This is a genomic window from Streptomyces sp. NPDC058955 (assembly GCF_042741435.1).
GTDB lineage: Bacteria > Actinomycetota > Actinomycetes > Streptomycetales > Streptomycetaceae > Streptomyces.
Genome location: NZ_JBHYKM010000011.1, coordinates 39,381 through 64,408, shown reverse-complemented (window position 1 = coordinate 64,408; position 25,028 = coordinate 39,381). Strand labels below are relative to the sequence as shown.

Here is a 25,028-nt window from a genome sequence, read left to right as displayed (position 1 = left end):
CCGGGTTGGCCCCCCCCCCCCAACCACTCTCGCCTCCCCCCCGGCCGGGGGGGTTTTTTTTTAACACCCCCCCCCCCCCTTGGCCGGGGCTCTCTCGGTTCCCCGTCCCTCCGTCTCGACGACCCTGCAGAACTCTGCCGAACGTGTAGGAGACTTTGACCATGCCTTCACCCTTACGCAGGCGGTCCGGCCAGGCCGCGTCTCTTCTGTTCGCGTTCTTCCTCGTCGGAGTCGGCGCATGCTCCAGAGGTCCCAGCCAGAGCGAACTCAAGAAGATCGCGACTTCGGACGAAGTGCGACAGAAACGGGAGCAGACTGAGCGGGACCTGTGGGCGAGGGCCGGCGAGATCGAAGGCGCCTCCCCGTGGGGGCCGCCGCTGCGTACCACCGTCGTGGACACCTGCACCCGGGGCGGAGGTAAGAACTACCTCGACCAGAACGCTCCGGAGCAGCCCGTCCTGTCCTGCATGATGCGGCTGCACCTGTACTTCGTCGTCGACCGTCCCGTGGCCCAGGTCCTCCAAGAACTGCGCTCCATGAGCACTCCCACCAGGTGGTCCGAGCACACGATCGACAGCGCGTTGCGCTACTACGAGAACAGGACCTACGAGGGGCCGTACACCTACCCTCCGTCGATCGGTTCCCGTACCGGAGGGGAGAACCTGCGTTGGGATGCGCCCGGGGACAACACAGGGGCGAAGGTGCGGGAACCGTGCCCCGACCACAAGACGGTCCTCGCCACCTGTGTGTCCGATCCCGCCGACCTAACCCTCGCCGCGATGCGGGAGCGCCCGGGGACTCTGTACGCGTGGACCCTCACGGCGAACTACCACAGGTTGTACCGCACGTAGCGGTGGCAGGAGGCCGAAGAGCCGGCTCGGGTCACGTACTCTCCCGGGCCGGCTCCTCGTTCTTCTCTCAAGAGACGGATCCCGCACCTACCATCCGGCGAGCGTTGCCTCCATGGCGGTCGCGTACAGCAGGGCGCCGCTGATCTTCGGGTGGAATGCCTGTGCCGAAAGGCCGTACGCCTTCAGCAGCGGCCAGTCCACGACCGGGTTGTCGCTGTCGGTCAGGTCTTTGACCAGACCGTGGATGCTCTCGGGATTTCCGCATATACCTCTGCCTTCGAAGGCCCAGGTCGGGTCGGAGAACCGCGCGTTGATGCCCTTGCTTCGGGCGATCTCGCCGACGCTCTTCATCTCTCTGGTGAGATGCGCGGCCACGGTGTTGAGCCAGTTGTTGGACTCCTCCGACAAGCCCAGCCCCGCCATGCGCAGGCAGCTCGCGTCACCGGAGACCAGTTTCGGGTAGCCCATGAGGAGGATCTTGGCGTTGGGGGCCTTGCGGTGGATCTCCTCGACGACGGCGAGGAGATCCACCTTCACCACCTCGGTGATCAGCTCAGGCAGGGCATCCTCCATCCGCATGTTTTTGAAGCCTTCGTCCCTGTCCCTGTCGATGTACCCGTCCCCGTCGGCGTCCCGGTCGATCTTCGGGTCGTGGTCGTCGAACAGCTTGTCCTTGCAGCTGCCCGAGCCGTAGGAGATGAGGCACTTCTGGATGACGTACGCGAACCGTGTGTCGTTGCCGCCGACAGAGATGGTCACCATGGTGGTGTTCTGGTCCAGGTACCCCTTCTGGATCTGGGCGAGTTCGCCGTTCTCTGGGTACTCCAGGATGTTGTACGTGCGCGCGCCGGAGCAGGCGATCAGGTGGTAGTCCATGCTCGCGTCCCAGCGGTCCGCCAGCTCGCCGATCGACTCGTACGCGCCGGCGGACGTCCTGGCCTGACGTGACCACGTCTTCTTCGAGCGGTGGCAGGCGTTGCGGGTCGGCTCGTTCAGGCTGTCCCGGTAGTTGGTCTCCTTGTAGTAGTCGGCGTTGCCTTCGGAGGCGCCCTCGCCCGAGGAGAAGGAGTCGCCCATGGCCACGATCTGGTGGACCGGCTTGCCCGGCAGCTTCTGGAACGCCACGGCGTCCCAGGCGATGTCCTCGCCGGTGCCGCCGTCTTCGGTGTGGGTGGACAGGGAGACCGTCGGCGTGCCGGTGAAGCGGAAGACTCCCAGGCTCACCCAGCGGTTCTCGCGGGTGCGCTGCGGTACGACGCGGACCGGCGAGGTGGAGTCGGTGCCGCCCACCACGTAGGCGGCCTGCCGGGTGTGCGCGCCGTGGTCGGGCATGTGCACCAGGACGCGGCTCCAGCCGATGGCGGACTCGTTGAGCGTCCACTTGCCGGTGATGAACGTCCGCGCGCCGTCAAGGGTGTCCTGGTCCCTGGTGTGGGAGAACCAGAAGTGGTTGTTGCTCCCGGCCCCGATCTGGTGCAGGTCCATCTTGCCCGCGTAGGTGCCGTTCCAGCCGGCGAAGCTGAACGCGAAGGTCCCGGCGGACGAGGAAGGGCCGCAGGTTCTGCTGGTGCTTCCGGCCGGTGTCACGCCGGCCGGGGTGTTCTCGATGATCTCCGTCCCAGCAGGCAGGCCGCCCGTCCCGCACTGGGGCGGGTAGGAGTTCGCGTCCGACTGTTCGGGGTAGGTGTCGTTGAAGCGGTGGACCGCGTTCCCGCACTCCGAGAGGAGGTTGCAGTCCTTCCACTGCACCGAGGTGTTCCACCAGCAGTGCAGCCAGTGGGGGTTGGTCGTCGCCTCCTGGTCCAGAGTGCAGGCGCCCTGGCCGGGTTCGTTGGAGTCGTTCTCCCCGATGCGGCCCGCGTAGCAGTCGTTGTTCTCCATGGTGCAGAACAGGTCGAGCCGAGGCTTGGCCCGCGTGCGATCTCCGTTGCTGTTCCACCACGCGGCCCGGTAGCCGGCCTGCATGTCACCCGGGGCGAACAAGGCGGCGATGGGGCGGGCGGCCCAGCCGATCACCTTCTCCTGGTACGGCCAATCCTGCGGGTGCGCCGCGTGGGAGTAGTCGTCGGCACCGCTCGCGTTCTCCAGGAAGGGCGTACGGTTGTACTTCCAGAGTGGGTTGGCCGGGTTGTTGGTGAAGCCGACGCCCCAGTGGTCGCCTCCTGCGGGGTCGCTCCCCTTCTCGTAGAACCCCGAGTTGTAGGCCCAGAGGGCGAAGAACCAGTTCTCAATGTGCTTCGGGTGGCCGTTGTTGACGGTCATCCCGGCCTTGTTGGTCTGGTTCCACTTCTCGGCGAGGATGCGCGCACCGGCGGCGATGTTAGCCGTGTAGTCGAGCGCGACGGCCTCCTGCTGCGTCTTACTGAGCTTGACTCCCTGGTCGGCCAGCCGCATGCCATCGGTGACCTGCGTGATCCCATAACCGCAGTCGGCCTTGCCCCAGTTGATAGCCCACGGGTCCGGCTGCCCGCCGCCGGCCGTGTACTCGACGCCGTAGTAGTTCCCGATCAGGGAGTTGGCAGTGACGCCCGGCACGGCGAAGCGCGTGGCCTGCCACATGTTGGACTCCTGCGCGGTGATGCCGAGCAGCACCTGCGAGGGGATGTGCCAGTCATTGACCCGGTCCGGGACGCCGTTGCCGTCTCCATACAGCAGGGTCGGCGGGAACAGCGTCTGCGGCTGGTAGGCCGCCATGCCCGTGTTCTTCCAGTTGGCCGACCGGGAGACGTGCTTGTTCAGCGTCCCGGCGACGGTCTGGTTCACGGCCCATTCGACCTGCCGGGGAGTCGGCTGGAAGGCCTGCTTGCGCACGTCGTTGCGCGGCACGGCACACGTACGCTCCGCCTCGACCGGATCCGTGGGCGACGGGTCGGACGCTGCGGACCTCGCCGCCTCCGACGCCTTCGGCGTCCCTCCGCCGCTCGACAGAACGGGGGATAGGGCGCCTCCCGCGGACCGGTCCCTGGTGGTGCCCAGTGGTCTGCCTCCCGGCAGGGCTTCCAGGACCTCAGTCTTCCCGGTGGCGAGCAGGCGGAGTTCGGTCCGGACCGGCCGGGCATCGTCCTCGTCAGGAGCGATCAGGGGAGAGTTCTTCCCCGCCGCCCAGGCGGTCGCCACGGCGGCTTCCCCCCGGGTGGAGATCCGGTCGTCCTTCGCCAGGTCGCCGCGATTGCGAACGGCCCTCGGCAGCGTCCCCAGCGTCTTCGCCCTGCCGGTGACGTGCACAGTGCCATCGGCCGAGGAGGCGAGGTCCCACTCCGTCAGAGCGCCACGCACGAGCGTGGACGGGGTGGCTTCGCCGTTCCTAATCTGTCCGGCGGTCACCCGGCGGGCCTGGCTGTCGCCGTCTTCAGTCTTCTCTGCGGCCGGAGCGGGGAGCCGCTCGATGAATGTGACACCGCCGTCCTTGTCGGTCCGGAGCTGGAAGGGAACACCACTCGTCCGCGCGATCGTCTTGCGCTTCCCGCCCTTGTCCACTCGGACCAGCCGTGCGCCCTCGGCCGCGACGATGCCCTCCCGGGTTGGTATCGCGGAGGTCACATTCCCGTGCATCAGAAGCGGCTTTCCGGCTTTGCCGGCGGTCGCGTCGACCGTGATGAGGCGGGTGCCGGCCTGCTCGTCCCCTTCGTGGGACAGCTGACTGAAGACCGCGTCCTCACCTCGGCCGCAGCCCGGCGAGAAGTACGCCAGCGATGCCTGGTGCGGAAGCTTGACGACCCGCCCCGTCTCCAGGTCCACGATCGCGGTGAACGCTCCCCTCACCATCAGCTCGGGCTTGTTGGTGAAGGTCCGCGGCGCGTAGGCCACTGCCGCGCGCTTTCCCGACTCCGTGACACAAGCATTCCCGATCCAGCTGTCGGCGTCGAAGCCCGGCTCCGACAGAGTGGCCGCGGTCCTCCACTCGTACCCCGCAGCCGCATCCGCCACCAGGACATGGAACCCTTCCGCATCACCAGACGTCGTCCACGCAACGTCCTTGGACGAGGCATGCCCTCTCCCCTGCACCGATGCACGACGCCCCTCCGGAATCACACCTCGAGATACGCCTGGAGATGGGGCCTCAGGCGGTGTCCCCGACCACGGCTCGGCCGACTGCTCCTGTTCGGCGCCGTCCGGCCGTTGCGGATCATCCGCCATGGCCTGCGCGGGCAGCGTCGCCAACAGCGCCAGCGTCATGGTGACCACCACGGGTGCGGATGCCCATCGCCGCCTCATCGCGCGGTGCCCGTTCTTCCGAGACTCTCCGTTAAGCCTGTCATCGGCCGTCCTCTCACTTCTCGCTCGGGTAAGGAGCACAGCTAGCGGTAGACATCGACGACCACGCGGTCCGGCTGCGTCAGATGGAAGACGTTGTACCGGGTCGAGGGGCCGAGCGAGAGGCCGAACTCCGCCCTGGCGGCGTGGAAGTTGGTCAGCTGCACTCCCTTGATCGTGGGCAGGCCGAACGCCTTGCTCCACTCCACTCCGGAGGCCAGGTGGGCGGGCTCCATCGTGATGAACAGATACGACGTCCCCTTGACGGTCACGTACTCCGTCAGACCGCTCATCGGCGTGTAGGCGCCGGTCGTATTCGTCGACGTGCCGAAGATCCGGGTGGGCGCGGTGAGGTCGAACACCAGACGGTCGTAGCCCGTGTGCGTCGCGGCACGTATGCCCGTGATGCAGGGGTTGTCGTAGCACGTCACGGTCGTGGCGGCGGTCTCGGCAGGGGTGGTGGCGGTGGTCTCGGCAGGGGTGGTGGCGGTGGCTGTCGGAACGGCGAGCACCGAGGCGACCGCGGCCGCAGCAAGGGGCACGGCGACACGAGCCCACGTACGAAGCGATCTGTTCATGACAGAAGAACTCCTTGTGCGAAACGAGAGTGGGGTGACCGGGCTTGGACGACGTAGACCAGACGACTGCCCGGCCTATCGGTAGATGTCGACGACCAGGCGGTTCGGCTGGGTCAGCTGGAAGATCTGGTAGCCCGTCGACGGTCCGAGCGTGATGCCGAACTGGACGCGCTTGTCGAATCGGGTGTCGAACGCTCCCAACTCCTGGACACCCTTGAGGGAAGGAAGGCCGAAGCTCTGCACCCTGGGACTCGCGAAGGTCAGATTGCCCGCGTTGTCATAGATGTCGGCGTTCTCCATCGTGATGAAGAGGTACGAGGTGCCGCGGATCTGCAGGAGTTCCTGCTTGCCGCTCCACGGATAGAACGCACCCGTCGTGTTCGTCTCCGTCGTGACCTGAGTGCCCGACGTCAGATCGAAAACCAGCCGGTCGAAGCCGGTGTGCGTCGCGGCACGGGTCCCCAGGACACACGTGTGGGTGCATGTGGCGGTCACGCTCGCAGCGCCGGCCACGACCGGTGTCGCGGCGGACGCCGAAGGCAAGGCGAACAGCGAGGCGACCGCGGCGGCGGCGAGAGGCGCGGCGACGCGAGCCCACGCCCGGTGCGATGTACGCATGGCAGATCAGATCCTTTGCTCGGATTACGACCAGATGGCCGATCGGGAACGTCGAAGGGCGAGGCCGTGCGGCCTGCTGGTCCACACGCAGTGCGCCGGGGGACCGAGGTGACTGCGAACTCGACCCCGTCCCGCCAAGGGCGACACGAAGCGGTCGCAGTCCGGGTGAGCGGCAACACGCAATCCCAGGAGCAAATGTCGCTATAGGAAGCCTCGGCAACCAACCGAAGGCGATCCACCCCTCCCCCGGATAGTCACCTCCTCTAGATTGACCAAAAATGGCAGCCAAACGGCTCGTTCCATCTACAACCCACTGCCCACTCTCTCCTCTTGCCCCGAAAGACAAAACGGAAAAGCAAATGCGAACAGGCCTGCGGGAGGGGGTGCCATGTGCGGGGGCAGCATACGAAAGTGGATCCATAAGGCGGAGGGATGAATTCCTCGCCCGGCCCGATGACTTCTGGCCGCTCCGTCTCACTTTTCGGACATCATCGTTGCGGTTCGCGAACCGGAGGGAAATCCAGCCATGCCTAACGAGAGGAGCGACTGCAACCCGGCTCCCACCTTATGCATCTGCGATCTCCACGCGTCGGGTCGATCCGCGACCTGGCTGAAAGAGCCTGATCGACATGAGGTTGAAACAGGAAACAAGGAGCTCCGCAGGCGGCGTCTTCTCGCCATTCCCTGGGTGGTTTAGGCCGCCTCCATGCCCGTACGCCTATCGTTGCGACGCTCAGATCGAGCGACGACACGGGGGCATCAGTGCGACTGACGGATGGAGCGGCGAGCCGATGGCCGCCAACAGCGATCTGCCGCGACGAGGCCCAGTCCGCCCCGACCACCGCATTTGATGCACGGAAACAGGCCCGTCGGGGCTCCCCGCTACCGCCAGGCAACACCCCTCGGCACGGTCCCGTCACGACCGTAACCTCGCCTGGCACCGGTGCTCGCCTCTGCACAGGGTGGGGCGTCCGCGCCTTACGAGTCTCCAAGGAGATCGCAATTGAGATTACTCCGAAAGACACGAGCGCCTCTGATAGGGGCGGCTGTCGGAGCGCTGCTGGCCGGACTTCCCCATGCCTCGGCCTGGGCACAACCCGGACCTGTCGCCCCGTCGACGCCCGTCGCCATCGCCACCCCGGCGACGGACCGTGTGCCGGCCTCAGATCGCGCCGAGTTCCTCGGCCCGGACTGGGAAAACTCCACGGACGTCGCCTGGACCTCCACCGGTGACGCCCAGGGCTTCCACCTGCTGACGGCGACAGAACAGAGCGGCTACGCCTGGAAGACGCTCGTGTCCCTCGCCGAACCCGGCTTCGACGTCGACCAGTGGATCGGCAACGCCTGCGTCACCGGATCCGGCAAGCGCGCCGTCGTCGTCTACGCCCCGCGCACCTTCACCAACGACCCCCGCCTGATGGCCCGCGGCGGCTTCACCGCCATCGTGGATCTCACCACCGGCGCCGTCACCAAGCTGAAGCTCAACGCTTCGCTGTCGTACTACAACCCCGGCTGTGGGGCCGGAGAGGAAGCGGTCCTCACACAGTCTCCCGGCGAGGACAAGAGGCAGACCCGACTCTTCCGGGTCAACGCCGCCACAGGCCAGGTCGGCAATCCTGTCGTCGTCGACGGTCAGATCACCTCGTCTGTACCCGTCGGCGACGGCAGAATCGCCGCCGCTTCCGGACGCGCCCTCGTCGAGATCGACAACAGGGGCGTGAAGAAGCAGCTCGCGACCACGAGTACCGTCCCCTACCGCATCAGCAAGGACGCTGACGGCGGCTACGTTTTCCTGGAGCGCGTCCAGCGCGGCAGCCTCCAGAACGAGGAGACCGCGCTCGTCCGCCGGTGGGCCGACAAAAAGGTCACACAGCTCGGCCACGGCCCCCTTTCGGACACCGGCCTCACGCGGGTCGGCGGGCAAGTCTACCTGACCGGTGACGTCACCGCCGAGGCCGGTGTCAGCCTGCCGCGGTCGGTCACGCGACTGGACGGGGTCGACAAGGACGCCACCCTGTCCACCATGGGCGCCTCGATCGTCCAGCACACCGTCTGGGCCGACGGCAAAGGTTCTCCGAAGTACCTCCAGCCACAGGAGGTCACCGACGCGCGCCCGGTGAAGATCGACACCACTGTGCGCGACACCGGCAAGAACATTGCCTTCACCGTCAGGCCGATTGCGGCCATTTCCGACGGGTGGGAGTCATCCCGCGCACCGTCTCCGCTACTCAGAACCCGAAAGAACGCGGGTGCCGACACCGACGACGATGACCCGAGCGCCCAGGGCGCCGGTCTACGTCCCCTCGACGCCACGACGGCCTCGGCCACCACATCCGGGTCCAGCAGCGAGCTCGTCGAATCGGAGCGCATCTGTTCCGTGCCCCGTAACGACCCGCGCAACCAGGCTATGCAGCCCAAGCCCCGTCAGGTCGAGTGGGCCGTCGACAAGGCCATCACCGGCAAACTCGACATCGGCGCCTCGCGCCCTGCGAACTGGAAGAACCTGGGCATGCCGGCGTACTCACCGCAGGTCCTCTTCCCGAACCCGATCCTCGAAGGCGGCGGCCGTGTCCCCGCGCAGGTGTTCCTCGGCATCACCGCGCAGGAGTCGAACATGTGGCAGGCCTCCCGCTCGGCAGTTCCCGGCGTGACGGGCAACCCCTTGATCGGAAACTACTACGGCATCGACTACTACGACGGCATTCCGGACAACGACTGGAACGTCAACTGGTCCGCCGGCGACTGCGGTTACGGCGTCGCCCAGGTCACCGACCATATGCGTCTCGCCGGCCGTGAGTACGGCAAGGGCGGGGCCGCCTGGGACTACCAGATACAGCGCGCCGTCGCCCTCGACTACGCGGCGAATGTCGCCGCCGGCCTCCGCATCCTGGTCGAGAAGTGGAACCAGACCAAGCGCGCCGGCCTCGTCGTCCACGACGGCAATCCCGCCAAGCTGGAGAACTGGTTCTTCGCTCTCTGGGCCTACAACTCCGGGTTCTACGAGAACGTCAACGCCAACGAACCCTGGGGCGTGGGCTGGGCCAACAACCCCGCCAACCCCGAGTGGGATGCCGGCCGCCTGCCGTTCATGGAGGACCGGCTTGGCAACGAGGACGCCTCCGCCGCCGCACGCCCGCAGCACTGGCCGTACCCCGAGAAGGTGCTCGGCTTCGCCGCACACCCGCCGGCCTTCCTGGAGTCACCAGGCGTCATGGTGGCCGCGTTCCGCGCCGCCTGGTGGAACGGCACCACCGAAGACGCCACCGTCCAGGGCTCGGCCAAGTGGAACCGAGCCCGCGTGAAGCCGCCGGAGGACCTCTTCTGCGGCGTCTACAACTGGTGCGATCCGTCCAAAATCTCCGATGGCGCCTCCAACGATCCGGGCGCAGGACCCTGCACCCGACCCGACCACAAGTGCTGGTTCCACCTGCCCGTCCAATGGAAGAGCGACTGCTCCTATTCCTGCGGCAACGAGCTCTTCCGTTTCACCTCGCCGAACTACGACGCCGAGCAGGCCGACGGCATCGCGTATCCGCCCAACTGCACCCGCAGCGGCCTGCCCTCCGGCGCACTCATCGTCGACGACGTCCCCAGCGGCACCCCATCCGTCCGACCGGCCTGCGCCAACAGTGACTGGACCAACTCCGGCGCCTTCACCGCCGACTTCCCGGGTGAGTCGGGCATCGCCCACGACAAGACCGCCTCGACGGTCTACCCAGGAAAAGTTGACCTGCATCAGCTGGGCGCAGGATTCGGCGGCCACTTCTACTTCGGCCACACCCGAGACGACGACGCCAAGGGCACCCGCCTCAACTTCACCGGCACCTGGACTCTGAACAAGCCCCGCACCGACTGGATGCGTGTCCTCGTACACCTGCCAGACCACGGCGCGCACACCCAGCAGGCGCGCTACGACATCGACACCGGCAGCGGCTTGTTCTCCCGCCACCGGTATGTCAACCAGAAGCGCGGGACCAACGGCTGGATGTCCCTCGGCTCGTACCAGATGAACGGCGTGCCCCGGGTGCGGCTCACCTCGGAGACCGAAGACGGGACCGGGGACGACGATGTCGCCTTCGACGCTGTCGCATTCCAGCCGCTGCCGGGCAAGCCCCAGCAGGTCGTTCAGATGGGCGACTCGTATTCCTCCGGCGAGGGAGCCGGCTCGTACGCCAAGGAGTCCGACAACGACATCAACAACGCTTCACGCTGGAACGGCTGCCGCCGCAGCAACGACTCCTGGGCCCGCAAGACACCCCTTCCGGGACGCTCCGCATCCATCGGCGTTCTTGCCGACGGTTTCTCCGCGGAGCTGGAGTTCCAGAACGTCTCCTGCTCCGGAGCGCGCTCCTGGCAGCTGAAGACGGGGCACGCCATCGACGGGAACGGGAACGAGACCTGGGGGGTCGATGGCAACTTCCATGAGCGGTTCCAGGTCGATTCCGGCGTGCTCAGTAGTGACACCGACCTCGTGACACTCACCATCGGCGGCAACGACGCAGGCTTCCCGAAGGTCATGCAGGACTGCGCGACCATCGCCTGCCCGCCGGAAGAGGACGTCCAGCGGGGCATCGACGGCGCCATGCCCGGGGTCGAGTCCGCCCTGCGGCGCATCAACACCGAGACGGGTGGCCGCGCGAAGATCCTCCTCCTCAGCTACCCGCAGCTCTTCAATGACAAGTCGCTCACCTGCTTCAGCAGCATCGGCGTCATCGGTGGCACAGACGCGACCCGCGTCAACAAGAACGCCGTCTATATGGAGGCCAAGCAACGGGCGGTCGTCGACAAGCTCAAGGCGGAGGGTCTCCCCGTGTTCTTCGAGTCCGCCGACGCAGACTTCCAGGGGCGGCGGGCCTGCGATGACCCCGAGGGCATCCACAGGACAGTGGCCGCAGGGCAGGGGCCCGGCGACTTCACGTGCTCACCCACCAACCCCGGCCCGTGGACCTGGTGCGTCAGCCGTGAGAGCTACCATCCCAACAGCGCCGGCACTTCCGCCTACTCCGCGGCCTTCCGTCGCGCGGTGAGCAATCTCCCCTAGTAGCGACAGGATCCCTGTGAGAGCAGAGCGAGAAGGACGGACCGCACTCTGGGCGAAGGCCCTGGGCGCGGTCCTGCTCGCTTCGGTCGTAACACTCGTCGCTGCGCTCGCCGTCAGCGGGCGCAGCGAGGCCGACCGCGAGCACAACGCCTTCGAGGCCACTCAGGAGGACGCCAGGCGCTTCGCCGCCGACCTCCTCGCCGACAAGGGCCGCACACCGACCGACCAGGACATACGGGACGCCCTTGACGTAGCACCCGGCTTCGGGGTCCTCGTCGACACACCTCCCACAGCAGACGGCACCCGGCTCCTGGTCCAGTTCTCCCGCCCGTACAAACGGAGCCTGGTCCTCTTCGGTCCGGCCGACGCTATGGCCACCCGCTGCTTCACCATCGATCTGCCGTCCACCGGTCCATCCGAGCCCCGGGTCAAGGCCCACGGGCCAAAGGAACCTTGTGAGACCGTGGCTGGCTCCACCTTGAGATGACGAGACCGGCGGCTGAGGTCGATCACGTCCTGCGGGCAGCCGGAGCTGCACGCAGGACGAATTCGGTCTATGAGGAGTCCGGGACGGCGAACTGCTGACTGTCGCACAGCCCAGCACGCCGTCGACCAAGTGGGCCCCTCTGGTTGACTGTCCGCCAGAAGCAGGGCCCACTGCCACCGTCTCCACGCTCCTGGCCGATACGCCCAGAACAATCAGCCAGCGTTAATTCCTACCCATTTCTTCCAGGGAAACGGGATGCCGAGTTCCGCCACATCCACGTCAGCCACACCGTTCCGATTCGGCCGTCCTGCCGACGGAATCCAGTCATGCAGGCACTCTCGCCGCGAAATCGAAGTAATGTTCCAAAAGCTGATCGGATGTCTCCGCACCATCAGCGCCAGGAATCAGAGAAGGACGAATCGAGGTTCCCCTTGCCCAGACGGAGAATATTAGGAGCATCCGCTTCCGCGGCCGCAGCGTTGGCTGCAGTGATCATTCCGGCCTCGCCGGCCCACGCCTACACCACCTACACCGACGATCAGTGCAGCTCGTCCACGCGCTGCCTGGCCATCTTCTTCAACAGCCTGCAGAACATCGGAGTCTTCAGGAGTCCTTGTTTCATCACCAACAAGACCGAGGACTCGCACCTCGGCTATGACTACCTGACCTCCTCGGGGATGCAGCAGGTCCGTTACCAGTTCAATTACGGGTACGGTTTCGGGTTCGACGAACCACTGCCGAACAGCAGTAAGTGTGAGGGGGCGGATCCCGGATCCGGTTGGAGCGTGAAGAACAACGCCGCTGGAGCCTCCAACGGAGACACCCGCTCCCACCGGATCTTCTACTACAGCAACCAGCAGGGGACGTACCAGACCATCGAGGTCGGCAACAACGAAAACCTGATATCCGCCCTGAAGAACGAGAACGCAAGCAGTGCGAGGCTGTGATGACCGCGAGACGCCCCTGGATCCTTTCACTCCCAGCCGCCTCCCTTGCGGTAGTGCTGGCAGGCTGCGGGCAGCAAACGAACGACGCCCCGCCGGTACAGAGGACGCCCGCACCCGCGGCTGACCCCGCACAGCCGGGCCCCAAGGTCTTCCGCGAGAACTGGCCGGACAAGGTGCCCGCGCGCGGCCTCGCCAAGGGGCTCGCGCTACCCCTTGAGGCGTATATGCCCTCCTACGCCGACGAGATCGCCGTTCAGCAGGCGAGGGACATCGCAGAGATCGCCTGCATGCGACGCTACGGATTCGACGACTGGCGTACCGAAGACCTCGGCACTGCGCCTCCGCTCGCCGCCAATGCCTCCAACATGCCCCGCAGGTATGGACTGACCGACCTCACCGAGGCCAAGGAGTACGGATACCGGCCCCCGCACCCCGGCCGAGAGAGCACCCCGCCACCGGAGCTCGACGCCCCTGACGCCGTCACGGTTCTCCACGGCCGTCAAGAAGGCAGCACGATCTCCTCCTTCAAGGGCAAGGCGCTCCCCGAAGGCGGATGCACCGGCGAGGTGAACCGCAAGGTCGGCACCCTCGACGCAGACCTGGTCGAACGCCTCAGCGCAGAGAGCTTCGAGCGCTCCCAGGAGACCCCCGCGGTCAAGGCAGCCATGGGCCAGTGGTCCCAGTGCATGAAGGACCGCGGCTATCAGGTCAACAGCGTCTGGGACACGGACAAACTGCACTCGCCCGCCGCCGGCACGGCCAGCTCCGAGGAGATCAAGCTCGCGACGGCCGACGTCGAATGCAAGACCACGACGGATCTGGTCAAGGTCTGGTTCGACGAGGAAACCGCCATCCAGAAGCAGCTCATCAAGGACAACGAGTCGAGCCTCGGCCAAGCCCAGTCCCAGAACGGCAACACACTCTCAACTGCGTCGGCAATCAACGCCGCCACCCGATGAGCCTCCCCCACTGTACTCCCCTCGGGTCCCTGCAGGCGTCGCGGCCACCGATATCGCCGACTGCACCCGCATTCCGATGGCATCGACCTCACTCACAGCCATCCAATGCAATGAATCCTCACTCCGGAAGGGATTGAAATGCGTCGCCCCATAGCGTCGTTAGCCGTTATCGCCATGACTGTGGCGGGACTTATCGGCTTTGCTCCAAGCGCATCCGCAGGAGACTACGGATGCGCCGGCTCTCTGGTCTATTCGAAGAATTTGACGGGCCCCGGAAACGAAGTTTGGTCCACCGCCAAACTTTACTACTCCTCTGCAAATGGCGGCACGAACTGCATGGTTTTGGTCGCCAAGAAGTACGCAGGAATTAAGCATTACATGTATGCGATGCTGCGCGTCGACGGCCGCACTGGATCCCACGTGAACGAAGGTCAGTTTGCCTGGTATGCAGGCCCCGTGGTAAGGACGAACACGGATGGGCATTGCGTATCAGGCGGATTCTGGGAGTATTCCCCGGACAATAGCATCCAGACTGGCGCAGGATTCGACAGCGTGGCTTGCGGCTGATCCGACTTCCGGAAGGGCCTGCCGGTCCCTCTTTCGTTGACATCGCGTCAGGCGGTGGCCGACAAGATGTCGAAGTCGGCCGCCGTGACGGGAAGGGGCTTGTTCGTGCGCAGGTGCACCAGCGCGAGCAGAGCCTGCTGGTAGCACCCCAGCTTCCGCCATGGCGAACAGCGTTCGCACCCTTCGTACGTAGATGAGTCAGGAAACGTGCTCGACCGGCTCATTCGGGACGTCGACGGTGGCACGATGTGGGACCAAGCGAGGCTCCTCGGACGATGCGTGGTGCGCAGAAAACACCGCCGCAACGACCAGGAGCCTCGTCTCGTTGCACGCCCCGGCCGACCATCCACTTCACAGTGAGCGACTCTGTCGGGGACCTTGTGCGCGCGGCTCATTTGCCTTGTCGCCACCAGCATTCCCAGGTCAGGCCGCGGGCATCGAGGTACTGCTGGAAGGTCATGGGGCGTCGGGGGCGGTGGGGGTGGCGAGTTGTGCGTGAGGCGAGGCGTTCGATGTTGATGGCGATGCCGGTCAGGACGGGCTGCACGTGTGTCTTGCGGTGGCCGTGGTAGCGGCCGCGGCGGGCTCGGTTTCCGTTGATGAACTCGCAGATGGTGCCTTCGACTCCGGACCGGATGGCGTAGAGCCGTCTCCATTGGGAGTCTTGCTGGTTCGCGCGGTTCCGGGGTCTGAGGAACATCCGTGTCAGATCGTGCGCTAAGAGGTCCTAACAAAGGCGTTGGACGTGTCGGTGGGTGATGAGGCAGGTGGCAAGGCCGAGGAAGGCCTCGTGGATGTCGTCACGTCGTTCCCATCGGACGCGTAGACGCCGGAAGCCGTGCAGCCAGGCAATGGTTCGCTCGACGACCCAGCGGTGAACACCCAGGCCGGAGCCGTGCAGGACGCCTCGGCGGGCGATCATCGGCTTGATGCCCTGCGCCCAGACAAGGCGGCGGTACTTGTCGTGGTCGTAGCCCCGGTCGGCCAGCAGCACGTCCGGTCGCCGCCTCGGCCGGCCGATCAGTCCGGCGACGGACGGGACCTTCGCGAGAAGGGGCATCAGCTGGGTGACGTCGTTGCGGTTTCCGCCGGTCAGTGACACGGCGAGTGGGATGCCCTGTCCGTCTACGAGGACGTGGTGCTTGCTGCCCGGCCGTGCGCGGTCGACCGGGCTGGGTCCGCTTTTGGGCCCCGCCGCGCGGCCCTGACGTGGGAGGAGTCGATCACCGCCCGCGACCAGTCGAGCTGCTTGGCCGACCGCAGCTTCTTGAGCAGGACCAGGTGCAGCTGGTCCCAGACACCGGCCTCGTTCCACGCGGCAAGCCGCCGCCAGCAGATCATGCCCGAGCCGAAGCCGAGCTCCTGGGGCAGATACTCCCACTGGATCCCGGTATGCAGGACGAACAGGATCCCGCACAGAGCCTGCCGGTCAGGAACCCGCGGCCGCCCCGCCACCAGTTTCGGCGCCGGGACCGGCAGCAACGGCTCGATCAGCGACCACAGTTCGTCCGACACGATCCACGGCCGAGAGTTCCTCTTCGCCACGAACGGACCAACGAGCATCCAAGCCGACAGTCACACCATCAGCGGCTTCTGTTAGGAGCTCTAAGCCTCCGTCGGCGCTGGTGGGCGGCCCGCGGGCCATCGGCAACGGGGCCGGTCTGAAGTCGTACCCCAGATAACACCCCAATATCTGCGGTAGCTTGATCCGTCACCTGCGGTGACGTTCTCCGGCGGAGGCACGAAGCGGCCCTGTTATCTGCGGCAAGGGGAAAACGGTGCCCACGCTCGTCCAGCTGCCGACCGGGAAGGGGGTGACCGTCCGGACGGCGGCCGACCTGTTCCTCGACTCGCTCGGCAACCCGAATACCGTCCGGAATTACGGCATCGCCGTTGAGAAGACCGCCGAGCGCCTCGGCGAGGGCCGGCCGCTCGCCTCGGTGGAGGACGCCGAGATCGGCGAGGCGCTGGAAGTGCTGTGGGGCCGCTCGGCGGTGAACACCTGGAACGCCCGCCGCGGCGCCGTGCTGTCCTGGACGAGCTGGTGCTCCGAGCGCGGTTACGAGGGCCCGACGGTCCCGGCCTGGGCGAAGCGAATGGCTGTGCCGGACTCCGAGACCCCGGCCCGCTCGAAGATGGCCGTCGACCGGCTGATCGCCCGGCGCGAGGTCCACCTGAGGGAGAAGACCCTGTGGCGGATGCTCTACGAGACCTTGGGCCGGGCGGAGGAGATCCTCGGCGTGAACATCGAGGACCTGGACTTCGCCGGGCGCCGCTGCCCGGTCAAGGCGAAGGGAGCCCGGACCAAGGCCCGCCGCCGGGGGCAGGTCCGCGAGGACTACGTGCTGGAGACCGTGTATTGGGACGCCGGTACCGCCCGGCTTCTGCCCCGGCTTCTGAAGGGACGCACTCGCGGGCCGGTGTTCGTCACCCACCGCCGCCCGGGGCCCGGGAAGGTCGTCAGCCCGCGCGACGTCTGCCCGGACACCGGGTTCGCCCGGCTGTCGTACGGGCAGGCCCGCGCCCTGCTGGATGAGCACACGGCCGTACGTGGACCCGGAACGGGCTGGGATCTGCACGAGTACCGCCACTCCTCCCTGACCCACCTTGGCGAGCAGGGCGCCTCCCTGCTGATGCTGATGGCGAAGTCGAGGCACAAGAAGCCGGAGAACGTCCGGCGCTACTTCAAACCGTCACCGGACGCGATCGCCGAGCTCACCAGCCTGCTCGCCCCAGGCGACAGCCGCAGCTGAGCGCGTAGGCGGTCGGCCGGGGCGACGGCTCGCCTGCCGGCGCTACACGGTGTGGCCGTGGGTTCGGACGGGCACGTCCAGGCGGTCGCCGACCTCGGTGAGGACGTCGGGGCAGAAGTAGTACCAGCGCAGGCGGGTGATCCCGTCGTCGGCCGTCTCGGCGCGCAGGACGTCCTCGACCGCCTCGGGGCCGCTGCCGTCGGCCGGGGTGGCCCACATCAGGACCAGCGGGTCGCCGTCGAGCTCCCGGACTTCGGCACGCCACCGGACGGAGGACTCCAGAACCAGGGTGTGGTGCAGCGAGCCGGCGGCGATCTGGGTCCGTCCGACTTCGTGGGCGACGCCGATGACGTCGCTGACCGCGTCCTCGACGAAGAGCTTGGTCAGCCCGTCCAGGTCGTACGCGGTGAACGCCGTGGCGAGGGCGTCGAGGGTCTCGCGGTCGGGAGCCGTACGGCGGTCGAGCGCGGCCGCTCGCTGCGGATCGGCCAGGCGCCCGCGGCCGCGGTGCAGTGCGGCCTTGACCGCCCCCTCGGTGGTGCTCAGCATGGCGGCGATCTCCTTCAGGGGCAGGTCGAACACGTCCTTGAGGACGACGGCGGCACGCTCTTGCGGCGCCAGCAGGGTGGTCATCTCCGCGAGCGCGTCGCGGACCTCGGCGGGGTCGGCGGCGGGAGTGGCGGCCTGCTCTGCCGGCTCCACGAGGAGCGGGGCCGGGCGGCGCACCTGGTCGAGGTAGGCGTTGGTCGCGATCCGCACCAGCCAGGCCATCGGGCGCTCGACCGGCTGGTGGGTCTGTGCCGCCCGTGTGAACGCCCGGGCGAGTGCCTCCTGGGCCAGGTCCTCGGCGTCCCACACACTGCCGGTCAGGCGCCGGCAGTAGCGGAACAACTCGCCGCGCAGCGGCTCCAGTGCGACCAGGAACTCGCGGCGCGCGGCCTGCGCCGCCGCCAGCAGGGGCTGCGGCAGCTGGCCGGGGTCGGGGGACAGAGAGGGCTGAGGCATCGCTTCACGGCTCCTTGCAGGGTGAATGGCTGTACACACCGGTACGACGGGACAGCCTTCACGCCGGATACGTAGCCGAAGCGGTGACCTGGCTCACGCCCTCAGCCCCGTGGTGGCACCGGTCACGAGGACGCGCGGGCGACCGCGGCCAGACGCTCCATCTCGTCCACGCCGTCGTTGCAGCACTGTCCGCACACCAGCCACCGCTTCTTGGGCTGCTCGGGAAGCCGGACGTCGTAGGGCAGCCGGGACTCGTCGGAGAACTCGCGCAGGTCGTAGTCGCACTCCGCGCAGACCAGCCGCGCGGCACGAGCCTGCTTCTTCGACCAGGCGGGCCACTCCGCCGCCAAGGCCAGCTTGGCGATGGCCATCCCCTCGGCCCGGGGCTGGAACAGCGTGAAGTCCCAGCCCGGGGCGTCCTCGGGGATGTCGGCCACGGTCTGCTCCAGCGACGGCATCCAGGGGAACAGATGGGGCAGGTCCTTGCGCAGGACGCGGACCTCTTCCCCTTCGCGCATCGCCTTGCTGTAGGAGGAGGCGAGCGGGAAGCGGAAGGCGGTGACGATCGCGTGCGGGACCTGGAGCAGGTCCAGGTCGCGGCCGATGTCGGCGGCGGTGGCCTTCCACTCGCCGCAGTTGACCTCCCGCCACATGGCCAGCCCGTCCCCGTTCAGCTTGCCGGACGCGTTGATGGTGCTGACGATCCGCCGCTGTGCGGCCCGTACCTCCGGGGCGACTGCTCCGGTCATCTCCGTCTCCCTCATCCCTACCGGCGTCCACGGGCGGGCGCCGTCTGCACGGATCAACGATCCAGGACCGCGCACGGCCCGGTCCGACTTTCCGCCCGATCGCGCCGCGCCGGCGCCTACTCGTCGTCGGCGGCAGCGTTCTTGTCCCGCAGGGGCCGCAGACCGCCGGGCAGGTCGGGGAGCTGGAAGGAGTACCGGCCGAGCATGTTGACGTGGTGCCGGACGAACGGGGAGAGGCGCGCGACGTCCTCGTCGCGGACCTCGAAGCCGTCGGCGCGGAGCTGGGTGACGGCGGCGTCCATGTAGCGGGGGTTGAAGAGGACCAGGGCGTTGAGGACGAGGCCGAGGGCGCCGATCTGGTCCTCCATGCCGTCCTGGTAGCGCTGGTAGAGCTGCCCCGCGCGGCCGTGGAAGATCTTCCGGGCGAGCGCGTGCCGGCCTTCCTGGAGGTTGGCCTGCACCTTGATCTGTCGCCGGTAGCCGGGCTCGTCGGCCAGGCGCAGGATGTGCAGGGTCTTCGCGATCCGCCCGTAGTGCGCGATCGCGTCGCCGAGCGGGGTCGGGCGCCCGTCGCGGGAGAGCATCCGGATCACGTCGTAGGCGCGGACGGCGCCGGTGTGGATGGAGCCGATGATCCGCAGGATGTCCTCCCAGTGCCGCTTGATCCGGGCGAGGTCGACCCGGCCGCGGGCCGCGTCCTGGAAGGCGCCGTAGTCGGCCGTGCGGTCGATGCGCCACATCTTCTGGTCCGGCAGGTCGGCGAGCTGCGGGGCGTACGCGAACCCGGCGAGCGTGAGCAGGCCGAAGACGATGTCGCTGTACGAGGCGGTGTCGGTGACGATCATCTCCGGACGGCGGCCGCCGTCGCGGTCGTAGAGGACGTCCAGCACATACAGGGAGTCGCGCGGTGTGCCAGCCACGACCTTCCCGCCGAGCCCGGCGGCTTGGTCGTTGATCATGTTGAGCCAGGTGGCGCCGCCCCGGCGGCCGAAGTACTTCGGGTTCGGCCGTGCGTACACGCTCGGCACCGGGACGACGAACCGCATTCCGTCCACAGAGGCCACGAGCCCGCCGCCCCACGCGCTCGCGAGGCCGATGGACGCCTGGTGCTCGATCAGGGTCGCGTTCGCGGCCCGGACATGTTGACTGAACTAGAAGCGGTGTTTTCGCAGGTCAGGGGCTTGTCTGCTAGCTTCCGGGCATGATGGACGCGGAGGGTCCCGGCAGGGATATGAGGGGGCTCGTGCTGCCCGAAGTCGGGGGCTTGGTCGACACCGGTGATGTGTGGGAGCCGTACCGGCTGCTCGACGCCGGCGGTGCGGCCGTGTGGGCGGTGGAGGTGTACTTCGCCGAGCTTCAGGCGTCTGGGAACCCCGCTTCGACGCTGCGGTCGTACGGGATGGACCTGCTGCGGTGGTGGCGGTTCCTGTGGGCTCTGGGCATCGCCTGGGACCGCGCGAGCCGAGAGGAGGGAAGGGACTTCGCCCGGTGGATGCAGCTGGCCGACAAGCCGGTGCGGGTGCATTGGCGCCACCGGCAGGCGGGTCGGGAACCCGAGCGGCTGCCCGCACCGCGGTCGGCGCCGGGCACACCGAATCCTGTGACCGGCAAGCCGACACCCGGGCGGAAGTACGCGGCCAGCACCCGCGCGCACAGCGAGACGGTCCTGCGCGGCTTCTACGGCTTCCACCTCGACCGCGGCACGGACACCGTGCTGGTCAACCCGTTCCCCCTGGACCGCTCACGCCGGGGCAGCCGAGTTCACGAGCACCACAACCCGATGGACGCCTTCGCGCCCACCCGCACCGGCCGCTACCGCCCCAAGGTCCCCAAGCGGATCCCGAAGCGGATCCCGGACGACAAGTTCAACGAGATCTTCGCTGGCCTTCGCTCGAACCGCGACCGGGCCCTGCTGGCGTCCTGGGTCTCCACCGGCGCCCGGGCGGACGAACTGCTCGACTCGGTGGAGCGTGACGCCCTGCCGGGGCAACAGCTGATCTCGGTGACGCGCAAGGGCACCAGCGATGTTCAGCTGCTGCCGGCCTCCACCGACTCATTCGTCTGGCTGCGGATCTACCAGCACGAGATCTGGGCCAAGGGGGCGCCGCACGGCCGCGACGAGCCGCTGTGGTGGACGCTGCGGCGCCCCTGGCGCCCGCTGAACTACCCGGCCGCCCGACAGATGTTCAACCGAGCCAACCAGCTGCTGGGCTCCAACTGGACCCTCCATGACCTGCGGCACACGGCTGCTTTCCGGATGGCCGAGGACCCCAAGATGCCGCTGACCCACGTGCAGTGGGTCCTCGCTCACGCCCGGTTGACGACCACGCAGATCTACACCACCCCCAGCGCCGATGAGGTGATCGAGAGCGCGCTCGCCCACCACGCACGCCAGGCACGGCGCCGCGCGGAACCCCAGCCCGCTCCGCTCGCCCCCGGCTACAACCCGGACTCGCTGAACACCCTGTTCGGAGGCCCACCCGCATGACCCCGTCCATCACCGCGCCGGCTGTTCCGCGCCCGGCACCGCCCACCAGCCTCCTCACGGGCAACGCTGCGGATGCGCTGCGCGAGAAGTTCCCGCCGCGACCGGTCCCCGACGTCTGGCCGGCCACCTCCGCCGGGCCGGAGGAGGTCCTGGACCGGCTGGCCCGGCCGCCGCTGCGGCCCGCGTCCCAGAGCGCCCTCGCCGCACGGCTCCGCGGGGCCCGCCGCCTGCTGGAGTGGCTCCAGGGCTTCCCGGGCAACAGCTGGCAGTCCCGCTGGAAAGCCAGCCCCGGCCCCGCGGAGCCGCAGACCTGGTGCGAAGAGGTGATCCTGTGGGCTGACGCCCGCGGCCTGCGGCCCGTCCGCGAGCCCGAGCTGAAGGCCGGAATGCTCGCACTGATCTGCGCGGACGTGATCCGCATGCACCCGGCCTGGCTCACGGTCCGCCGCTCCCGGCACTTCATGCTCTCGATGTCCGCCGGCCGCGACCGGGACGGCTTCGCCCGGCTCGAAGCCGCCGTCCCGCCCGACCAGTGGACTTCCCGCTCGGGCGGCACCGCCCGGGTGGTCATCTGCGCGGTGCTGGCCACCAAGGGCGGCACCGTCCAGGACTGCACCGCCGGTGACCTTATGGAGATCCGGTCGGCCGCCAGCAAGCACTGGAACCACGCCACGATGCTGGCCTACGCCTGGCTGCGAGCGGCCGGGCAGTTCCCGCCCGACGCCCCGGCCTCGCTCAGCCGACTGGAGACCTTCACCGGACAGGTCAGCATCGGCGACCTGGTCGACCACTACCAGCTGCGCTGCCGCCCGGTCCGCGACATCATCGTCGACTACCTGACCGAGCGCCAACCCTCGATGGACTACAACTCGCTCCAGGGGCTGTCCCGGGTCCTCGCATCCAACTTCTGGGCCGACCTGGAGCGACACCACCCCGGGATCGACTCCCTCGCCCTGGCGCCCGAGGTCGCCGAGGCTTGGAAGACGCGCCTGGCCACCAGGACCGTCCGCCGCCGCCAGACCAACGGAACGGTCACCGAGGCCAGCGTCCCCAGGAAGGACGCGCCGACCCTCATGATGTCGGTGAGGGCCTTCTACCTCGACCTGGCCCAGTGGGCGCTGGAGGAACCGGCCCGGTGGGGACAGCACGCCGTCCGCTGCCCCTTCCCTCCGGTCTCCAGCAAGAAGCGCCAGAAGCGGCAGAAGTCCTGGTCACACCAGCGCACCCGCGAGAGGCTCCCGCACCTCCCGGCCCTCGTCCGCGCCGCCGACCAGCACCTCAAGGACGCCCGGGCCCGCCTCGGAGCCGTCGAAGCCGCCCCGGCCGGAGCCGAGTTCACCGTGCTCGGCGAGATCTACCGCAAGGCTCGCACCTCGAACTGGGCTGCCGACCCGCACCGCACCACCACCGCCTACCTCCAGCCCGGCGGCCGACGGACCGACCTCAAAGCCGCGGAGAACCGAGCCTTCTGGGCCTGGGCCACGATCGAAGTGCTGCGGCACACCGGCATCCGGATCGAGGAGATGCTGGAGCTCAGCCACCACAGCATCCTGCAATACCGGCTGCCCACGACCGGCGAGGTCGTCCCGCTGCTGCAGATCGCGCCGTCGAAGACCGACGAGTAACGCGTCCTGCTGGTCACCCCCGAGCTCGCTGACGTCCTGAGCGCGATCGTCTGCCGGATCCGGGGCGCGGGCGGGGTCGTCCCCCTGGTGGTCAGCTATGACGCGGCCGAGAGGGTCTGGAACCCACCCATGCCGCTGCTGTTCCAGTGGCGGGTCAACGGCGAGGACCACGTCCTGTCTGTCAACACGATCCGCAAGGCGCTCAACGAGGTGATCGAGGCCGCCCAGCTGACCGACGCCGCCGGCGAGCTGCTGGACTACCAGCCCCACGACTTCCGCAGGATGTTCATCACCGACGCGATCATGAACGGCCTGCCTCCGCACATCGCGCAGGTCATCGCCGGCCACGACGACATCAACACCACGATGCACTACAACGCGGTCTATCCCAGCGCAGCCATCGCCGCCCACCAGGCGTTCATCGCCCGGCGCCGCAGCCTGCGTCCCGGCGAGGAATACCGCGTCCCCACCAGTGAGGAGTGGGAGGCGTTCCTGGGCCACTTCGAACGCCGCAAGCTCTCCCTCGGCACCTGCGGCCGGTCATTCGGCAGCGAGTGCGTCCACGAGCACGCCTGCGTCCGGTGCGCGATGCTCCGCGTCGACCCGCACGAGCGGCCCCGCCTCGACGAGATCCGGGTCAACCTCATCGCGCGCATCGCCGAAGCCGAACGCGAAGGCTGGCTCGGCGAAGTCGACGGGCTCAGCGTCAGCCTCGCCGCCGCCGAGGACAAGCTCGCCCAGCTCGACGCCGAGCAGGACCGAAGATCCACTGCAGTCGATCTCGGGTTGCCATCCTTCCCAAAGGTTGCCGGGCGTGTCAGCGGACTCTCCACCTAGCCTCTGCACATGAGGAAAGATGACATCCGGTGGCAGAAGTGGTGCGCCAACTTTGACGCTGCGGAACGAGACATCAAGACGCTCTTTCACAACCGCCACGTCTGGAACTCGATCCAGGACATGTGGGTGGTGGGTGGTCCGAACCTGCAGCTCAACACCATCGTCACGAACTGGTTCATAAGGAACTACGTGACCACCCAGTGCACGGGGATCCGCCGCGAGTGCGACACCGACAGCAGGACGTCGAGTCTCGCCCGCTGTCTCCGTCGGCTCACGGAGGTTCCGCACATGGCCAACCGGGCCCGCTACGAGGCAAGCATCCTCGCTGACCCGGAGATCGCAGCCGAATACAAAACGATTCAGATACGCGGCTTCGACATGTTCGCCCTCACCCCGGACACGGGCTGCCTGGACCAAGATCCAATCGAGATCCACATCGAGGCTCTCCACGCAGCAGCACGGGCCACCCGCTACTACACCAACAAGATCGTCGCCCATCGGGAGATCACCGACGAGAAGATCACCCTGGCCTGGACGGACCTGGACCAAGCACTCAACACAGTCGGAAGGGTCTTCAAGCATTACTACCGACTCCGACACCCGGGCAAGATCCTCGGCCTGGTCACCCCCGACATGGCGACTGGATGGGAGCAGCCGTTTCGGTCGGCCTGGTGCCCTGACGACTTCTGGCCCGCGCCCGCTTCCCCCGCGCTGGACTTCGTGCTGCCCGAAGGAGACCGTCCCGCTTAGTTCAGAGAAGTAGGTCGCGAGCCGCAGGTAGCTCTGGTCGACGTGGGAGAGCCGCCCGTACTTCAGCGCGTCCGCCCCGCCGATCACGGGGGTGTAGCCAACGTTGCAGCCGTGGTGTCGGCGTACGGACTTCTCTCCCCAGCTGCGTACGGACGAACGTCCCCAGTTGTTTCTGATCCTGGTGCGCCATGCTGGCTCCATGACAACTAAGGGGTGGGGCATAGCAGCCGCGGCCTGGAGCGTGCTTGCTGTGCTGTTTCTGGGGGTAACGGTGTGGGCCGGGGCTCTCGGGCTCGTGCGGCTGGGACTGGCTGGGAACGAAGTCCAGGTTCGTCTTTCGCAGTGCCGGCTCGAAAGCAGTCGAAGTGGAAGCCACGTCGAGTGCTCGGGTCGGCTTGTGGGCGACGTGAGCATGAACACCGTGACGGTGCGCTATGACGGCAAGCAAGGGGACGTAGTACCCGCGGCCAGAACGCCGTGGGGAACCTTTGAGGTGGTGGACAAGAGCTTCACGTCCTG

The 25,028-nt window shown here is 67.6% G+C and carries 18 protein-coding genes and 1 pseudogene; 11 read left to right on the top strand and 8 right to left on the bottom strand.

What is annotated here, in order from left to right; translation table 11 throughout:
• Positions 1–293 precede the first annotated feature (293 nt).
• Entirely contained in the window at positions 294–851 is a 558-nt protein-coding gene (locus ACFW1I_RS07525) for a hypothetical protein (protein WP_384667025.1), read from the top strand.
• 87 nt (positions 852–938) lie between these two features.
• Here the strand turns inward: ACFW1I_RS07525 and ACFW1I_RS07520 are convergent, their stop codons facing one another.
• From ACFW1I_RS07520 to ACFW1I_RS07510, 3 genes are all read right to left on the bottom strand, one after another.
• Positions 939–4,658 (bottom strand): NocE, encoded by a 3,720-nt coding sequence (locus ACFW1I_RS07520; RefSeq protein ID WP_384667022.1) that lies wholly within the window; start codon positions 4,656–4,658, stop codon positions 939–941.
• Positions 4,659–5,149: 491 nt separating this feature from the next.
• Entirely contained in the window at positions 5,150–5,683 is a 534-nt protein-coding gene (locus tag ACFW1I_RS07515; protein ID WP_384667019.1) for a hypothetical protein, read from the bottom strand.
• A gap of 75 nt (positions 5,684–5,758) precedes the next feature.
• Entirely contained in the window at positions 5,759–6,301 is a 543-nt protein-coding gene (locus ACFW1I_RS07510; RefSeq protein WP_384667016.1) for a hypothetical protein, read from the bottom strand.
• Between the two features lie 1,153 nt (positions 6,302–7,454).
• On the opposite strand from ACFW1I_RS07510, the gene ACFW1I_RS07505 reads away from it, so the two are divergent.
• From ACFW1I_RS07505 to ACFW1I_RS07485, 5 genes are all read left to right on the top strand, one after another.
• The gene (locus ACFW1I_RS07505; RefSeq protein WP_384667013.1) at positions 7,455–11,342 is read left to right on the top strand and encodes an SGNH/GDSL hydrolase family protein; all 3,888 of its coding nucleotides are present in this window, start codon (positions 7,455–7,457) and stop codon (positions 11,340–11,342) included.
• A 16-nt stretch (positions 11,343–11,358) separates the two neighbouring features.
• On the top strand, positions 11,359–11,829 hold the full coding sequence (locus ACFW1I_RS07500; protein WP_384667010.1) for a hypothetical protein: 471 nt from the start codon (positions 11,359–11,361) through the stop codon (positions 11,827–11,829).
• A gap of 488 nt (positions 11,830–12,317) precedes the next feature.
• Entirely contained in the window at positions 12,318–12,776 is a 459-nt protein-coding gene (locus ACFW1I_RS07495) for a hypothetical protein (protein ID WP_384667007.1), read from the top strand.
• 53 nt (positions 12,777–12,829) lie between these two features.
• Positions 12,830–13,735, top strand: coding sequence for a hypothetical protein (locus ACFW1I_RS07490; RefSeq protein WP_384667004.1), 906 nt, complete (start codon positions 12,830–12,832; stop codon positions 13,733–13,735).
• A 138-nt stretch (positions 13,736–13,873) separates the two neighbouring features.
• Positions 13,874–14,302, top strand: coding sequence for a hypothetical protein (locus ACFW1I_RS07485; protein WP_384667001.1), 429 nt, complete (start codon positions 13,874–13,876; stop codon positions 14,300–14,302).
• A 391-nt stretch (positions 14,303–14,693) separates the two neighbouring features.
• Here ACFW1I_RS07485 and ACFW1I_RS07480 read toward each other — a convergent pair whose 3' ends face one another.
• Together ACFW1I_RS07480 and ACFW1I_RS07475 are read right to left on the bottom strand one after the other, a co-directional pair.
• Positions 14,694–15,002 carry a transposase gene (locus tag ACFW1I_RS07480; protein ID WP_384666998.1) on the bottom strand — a complete coding sequence of 103 codons (309 nt, stop codon included), beginning with the start codon at positions 15,000–15,002 and terminating at the stop codon, positions 14,694–14,696.
• Between the two features lie 27 nt (positions 15,003–15,029).
• Positions 15,030–15,865 (bottom strand): IS5 family transposase gene (locus ACFW1I_RS07475; RefSeq protein ID WP_384666996.1). Its coding sequence is split into 2 segments (ribosomal slippage): positions 15,030–15,515 and positions 15,518–15,865, totalling 834 coding nucleotides; the frame shifts between segments, so codons are not numbered across the junction.
• A 215-nt stretch (positions 15,866–16,080) separates the two neighbouring features.
• Here ACFW1I_RS07475 and ACFW1I_RS07470 point away from each other — a divergent pair.
• Complete coding sequence (locus ACFW1I_RS07470) at positions 16,081–17,055, top strand: tyrosine-type recombinase/integrase (RefSeq protein WP_384666993.1); 975 nt, start codon at positions 16,081–16,083, stop codon at positions 17,053–17,055.
• 42 nt (positions 17,056–17,097) lie between these two features.
• On the opposite strand, the gene ACFW1I_RS07465 is transcribed toward ACFW1I_RS07470, so the two are convergent.
• The 3 genes and pseudogenes from ACFW1I_RS07465 to ACFW1I_RS07455 form a co-directional block, all read right to left on the bottom strand.
• Positions 17,098–18,060 carry a sigma-70 family RNA polymerase sigma factor gene (locus ACFW1I_RS07465; protein WP_384666990.1) on the bottom strand — a complete coding sequence of 321 codons (963 nt, stop codon included), beginning with the start codon at positions 18,058–18,060 and terminating at the stop codon, positions 17,098–17,100.
• 122 nt (positions 18,061–18,182) lie between these two features.
• Positions 18,183–18,809: a hypothetical protein gene (locus tag ACFW1I_RS07460; RefSeq protein WP_384666986.1), complete on the bottom strand. Its 627-nt coding sequence runs from the start codon at positions 18,807–18,809 to the stop codon at positions 18,183–18,185.
• A 116-nt stretch (positions 18,810–18,925) separates the two neighbouring features.
• Positions 18,926–19,942 (bottom strand): annotated as a pseudogene (locus ACFW1I_RS07455) (transposase); the annotation flags it as partial.
• A gap of 110 nt (positions 19,943–20,052) precedes the next feature.
• Here ACFW1I_RS07455 and ACFW1I_RS07450 point away from each other — a divergent pair.
• The 4 genes from ACFW1I_RS07450 (at position 20,053) to ACFW1I_RS07435 (ending at position 24,509) form a co-directional block, all read left to right on the top strand.
• On the top strand, positions 20,053–21,297 hold the full coding sequence (locus ACFW1I_RS07450; protein ID WP_384666984.1) for a tyrosine-type recombinase/integrase: 1,245 nt from the start codon (positions 20,053–20,055) through the stop codon (positions 21,295–21,297).
• A complete protein-coding gene (locus ACFW1I_RS07445) occupies positions 21,294–22,922 on the top strand; it encodes a hypothetical protein (protein WP_384666982.1) in 1,629 nt (542 codons plus the stop codon). Before ACFW1I_RS07450 ends, ACFW1I_RS07445 begins: the two co-directional genes overlap by 4 nt.
• Before the next feature lie 129 nt (positions 22,923–23,051).
• Positions 23,052–23,759 carry a tyrosine-type recombinase/integrase gene (locus ACFW1I_RS07440; protein ID WP_384666979.1) on the top strand — a complete coding sequence of 236 codons (708 nt, stop codon included), beginning with the start codon at positions 23,052–23,054 and terminating at the stop codon, positions 23,757–23,759.
• A 9-nt stretch (positions 23,760–23,768) separates the two neighbouring features.
• Entirely contained in the window at positions 23,769–24,509 is a 741-nt protein-coding gene (locus ACFW1I_RS07435) for a hypothetical protein (RefSeq protein ID WP_384666977.1), read from the top strand.
• Positions 24,510–25,028: the final 519 nt, after the last annotated feature.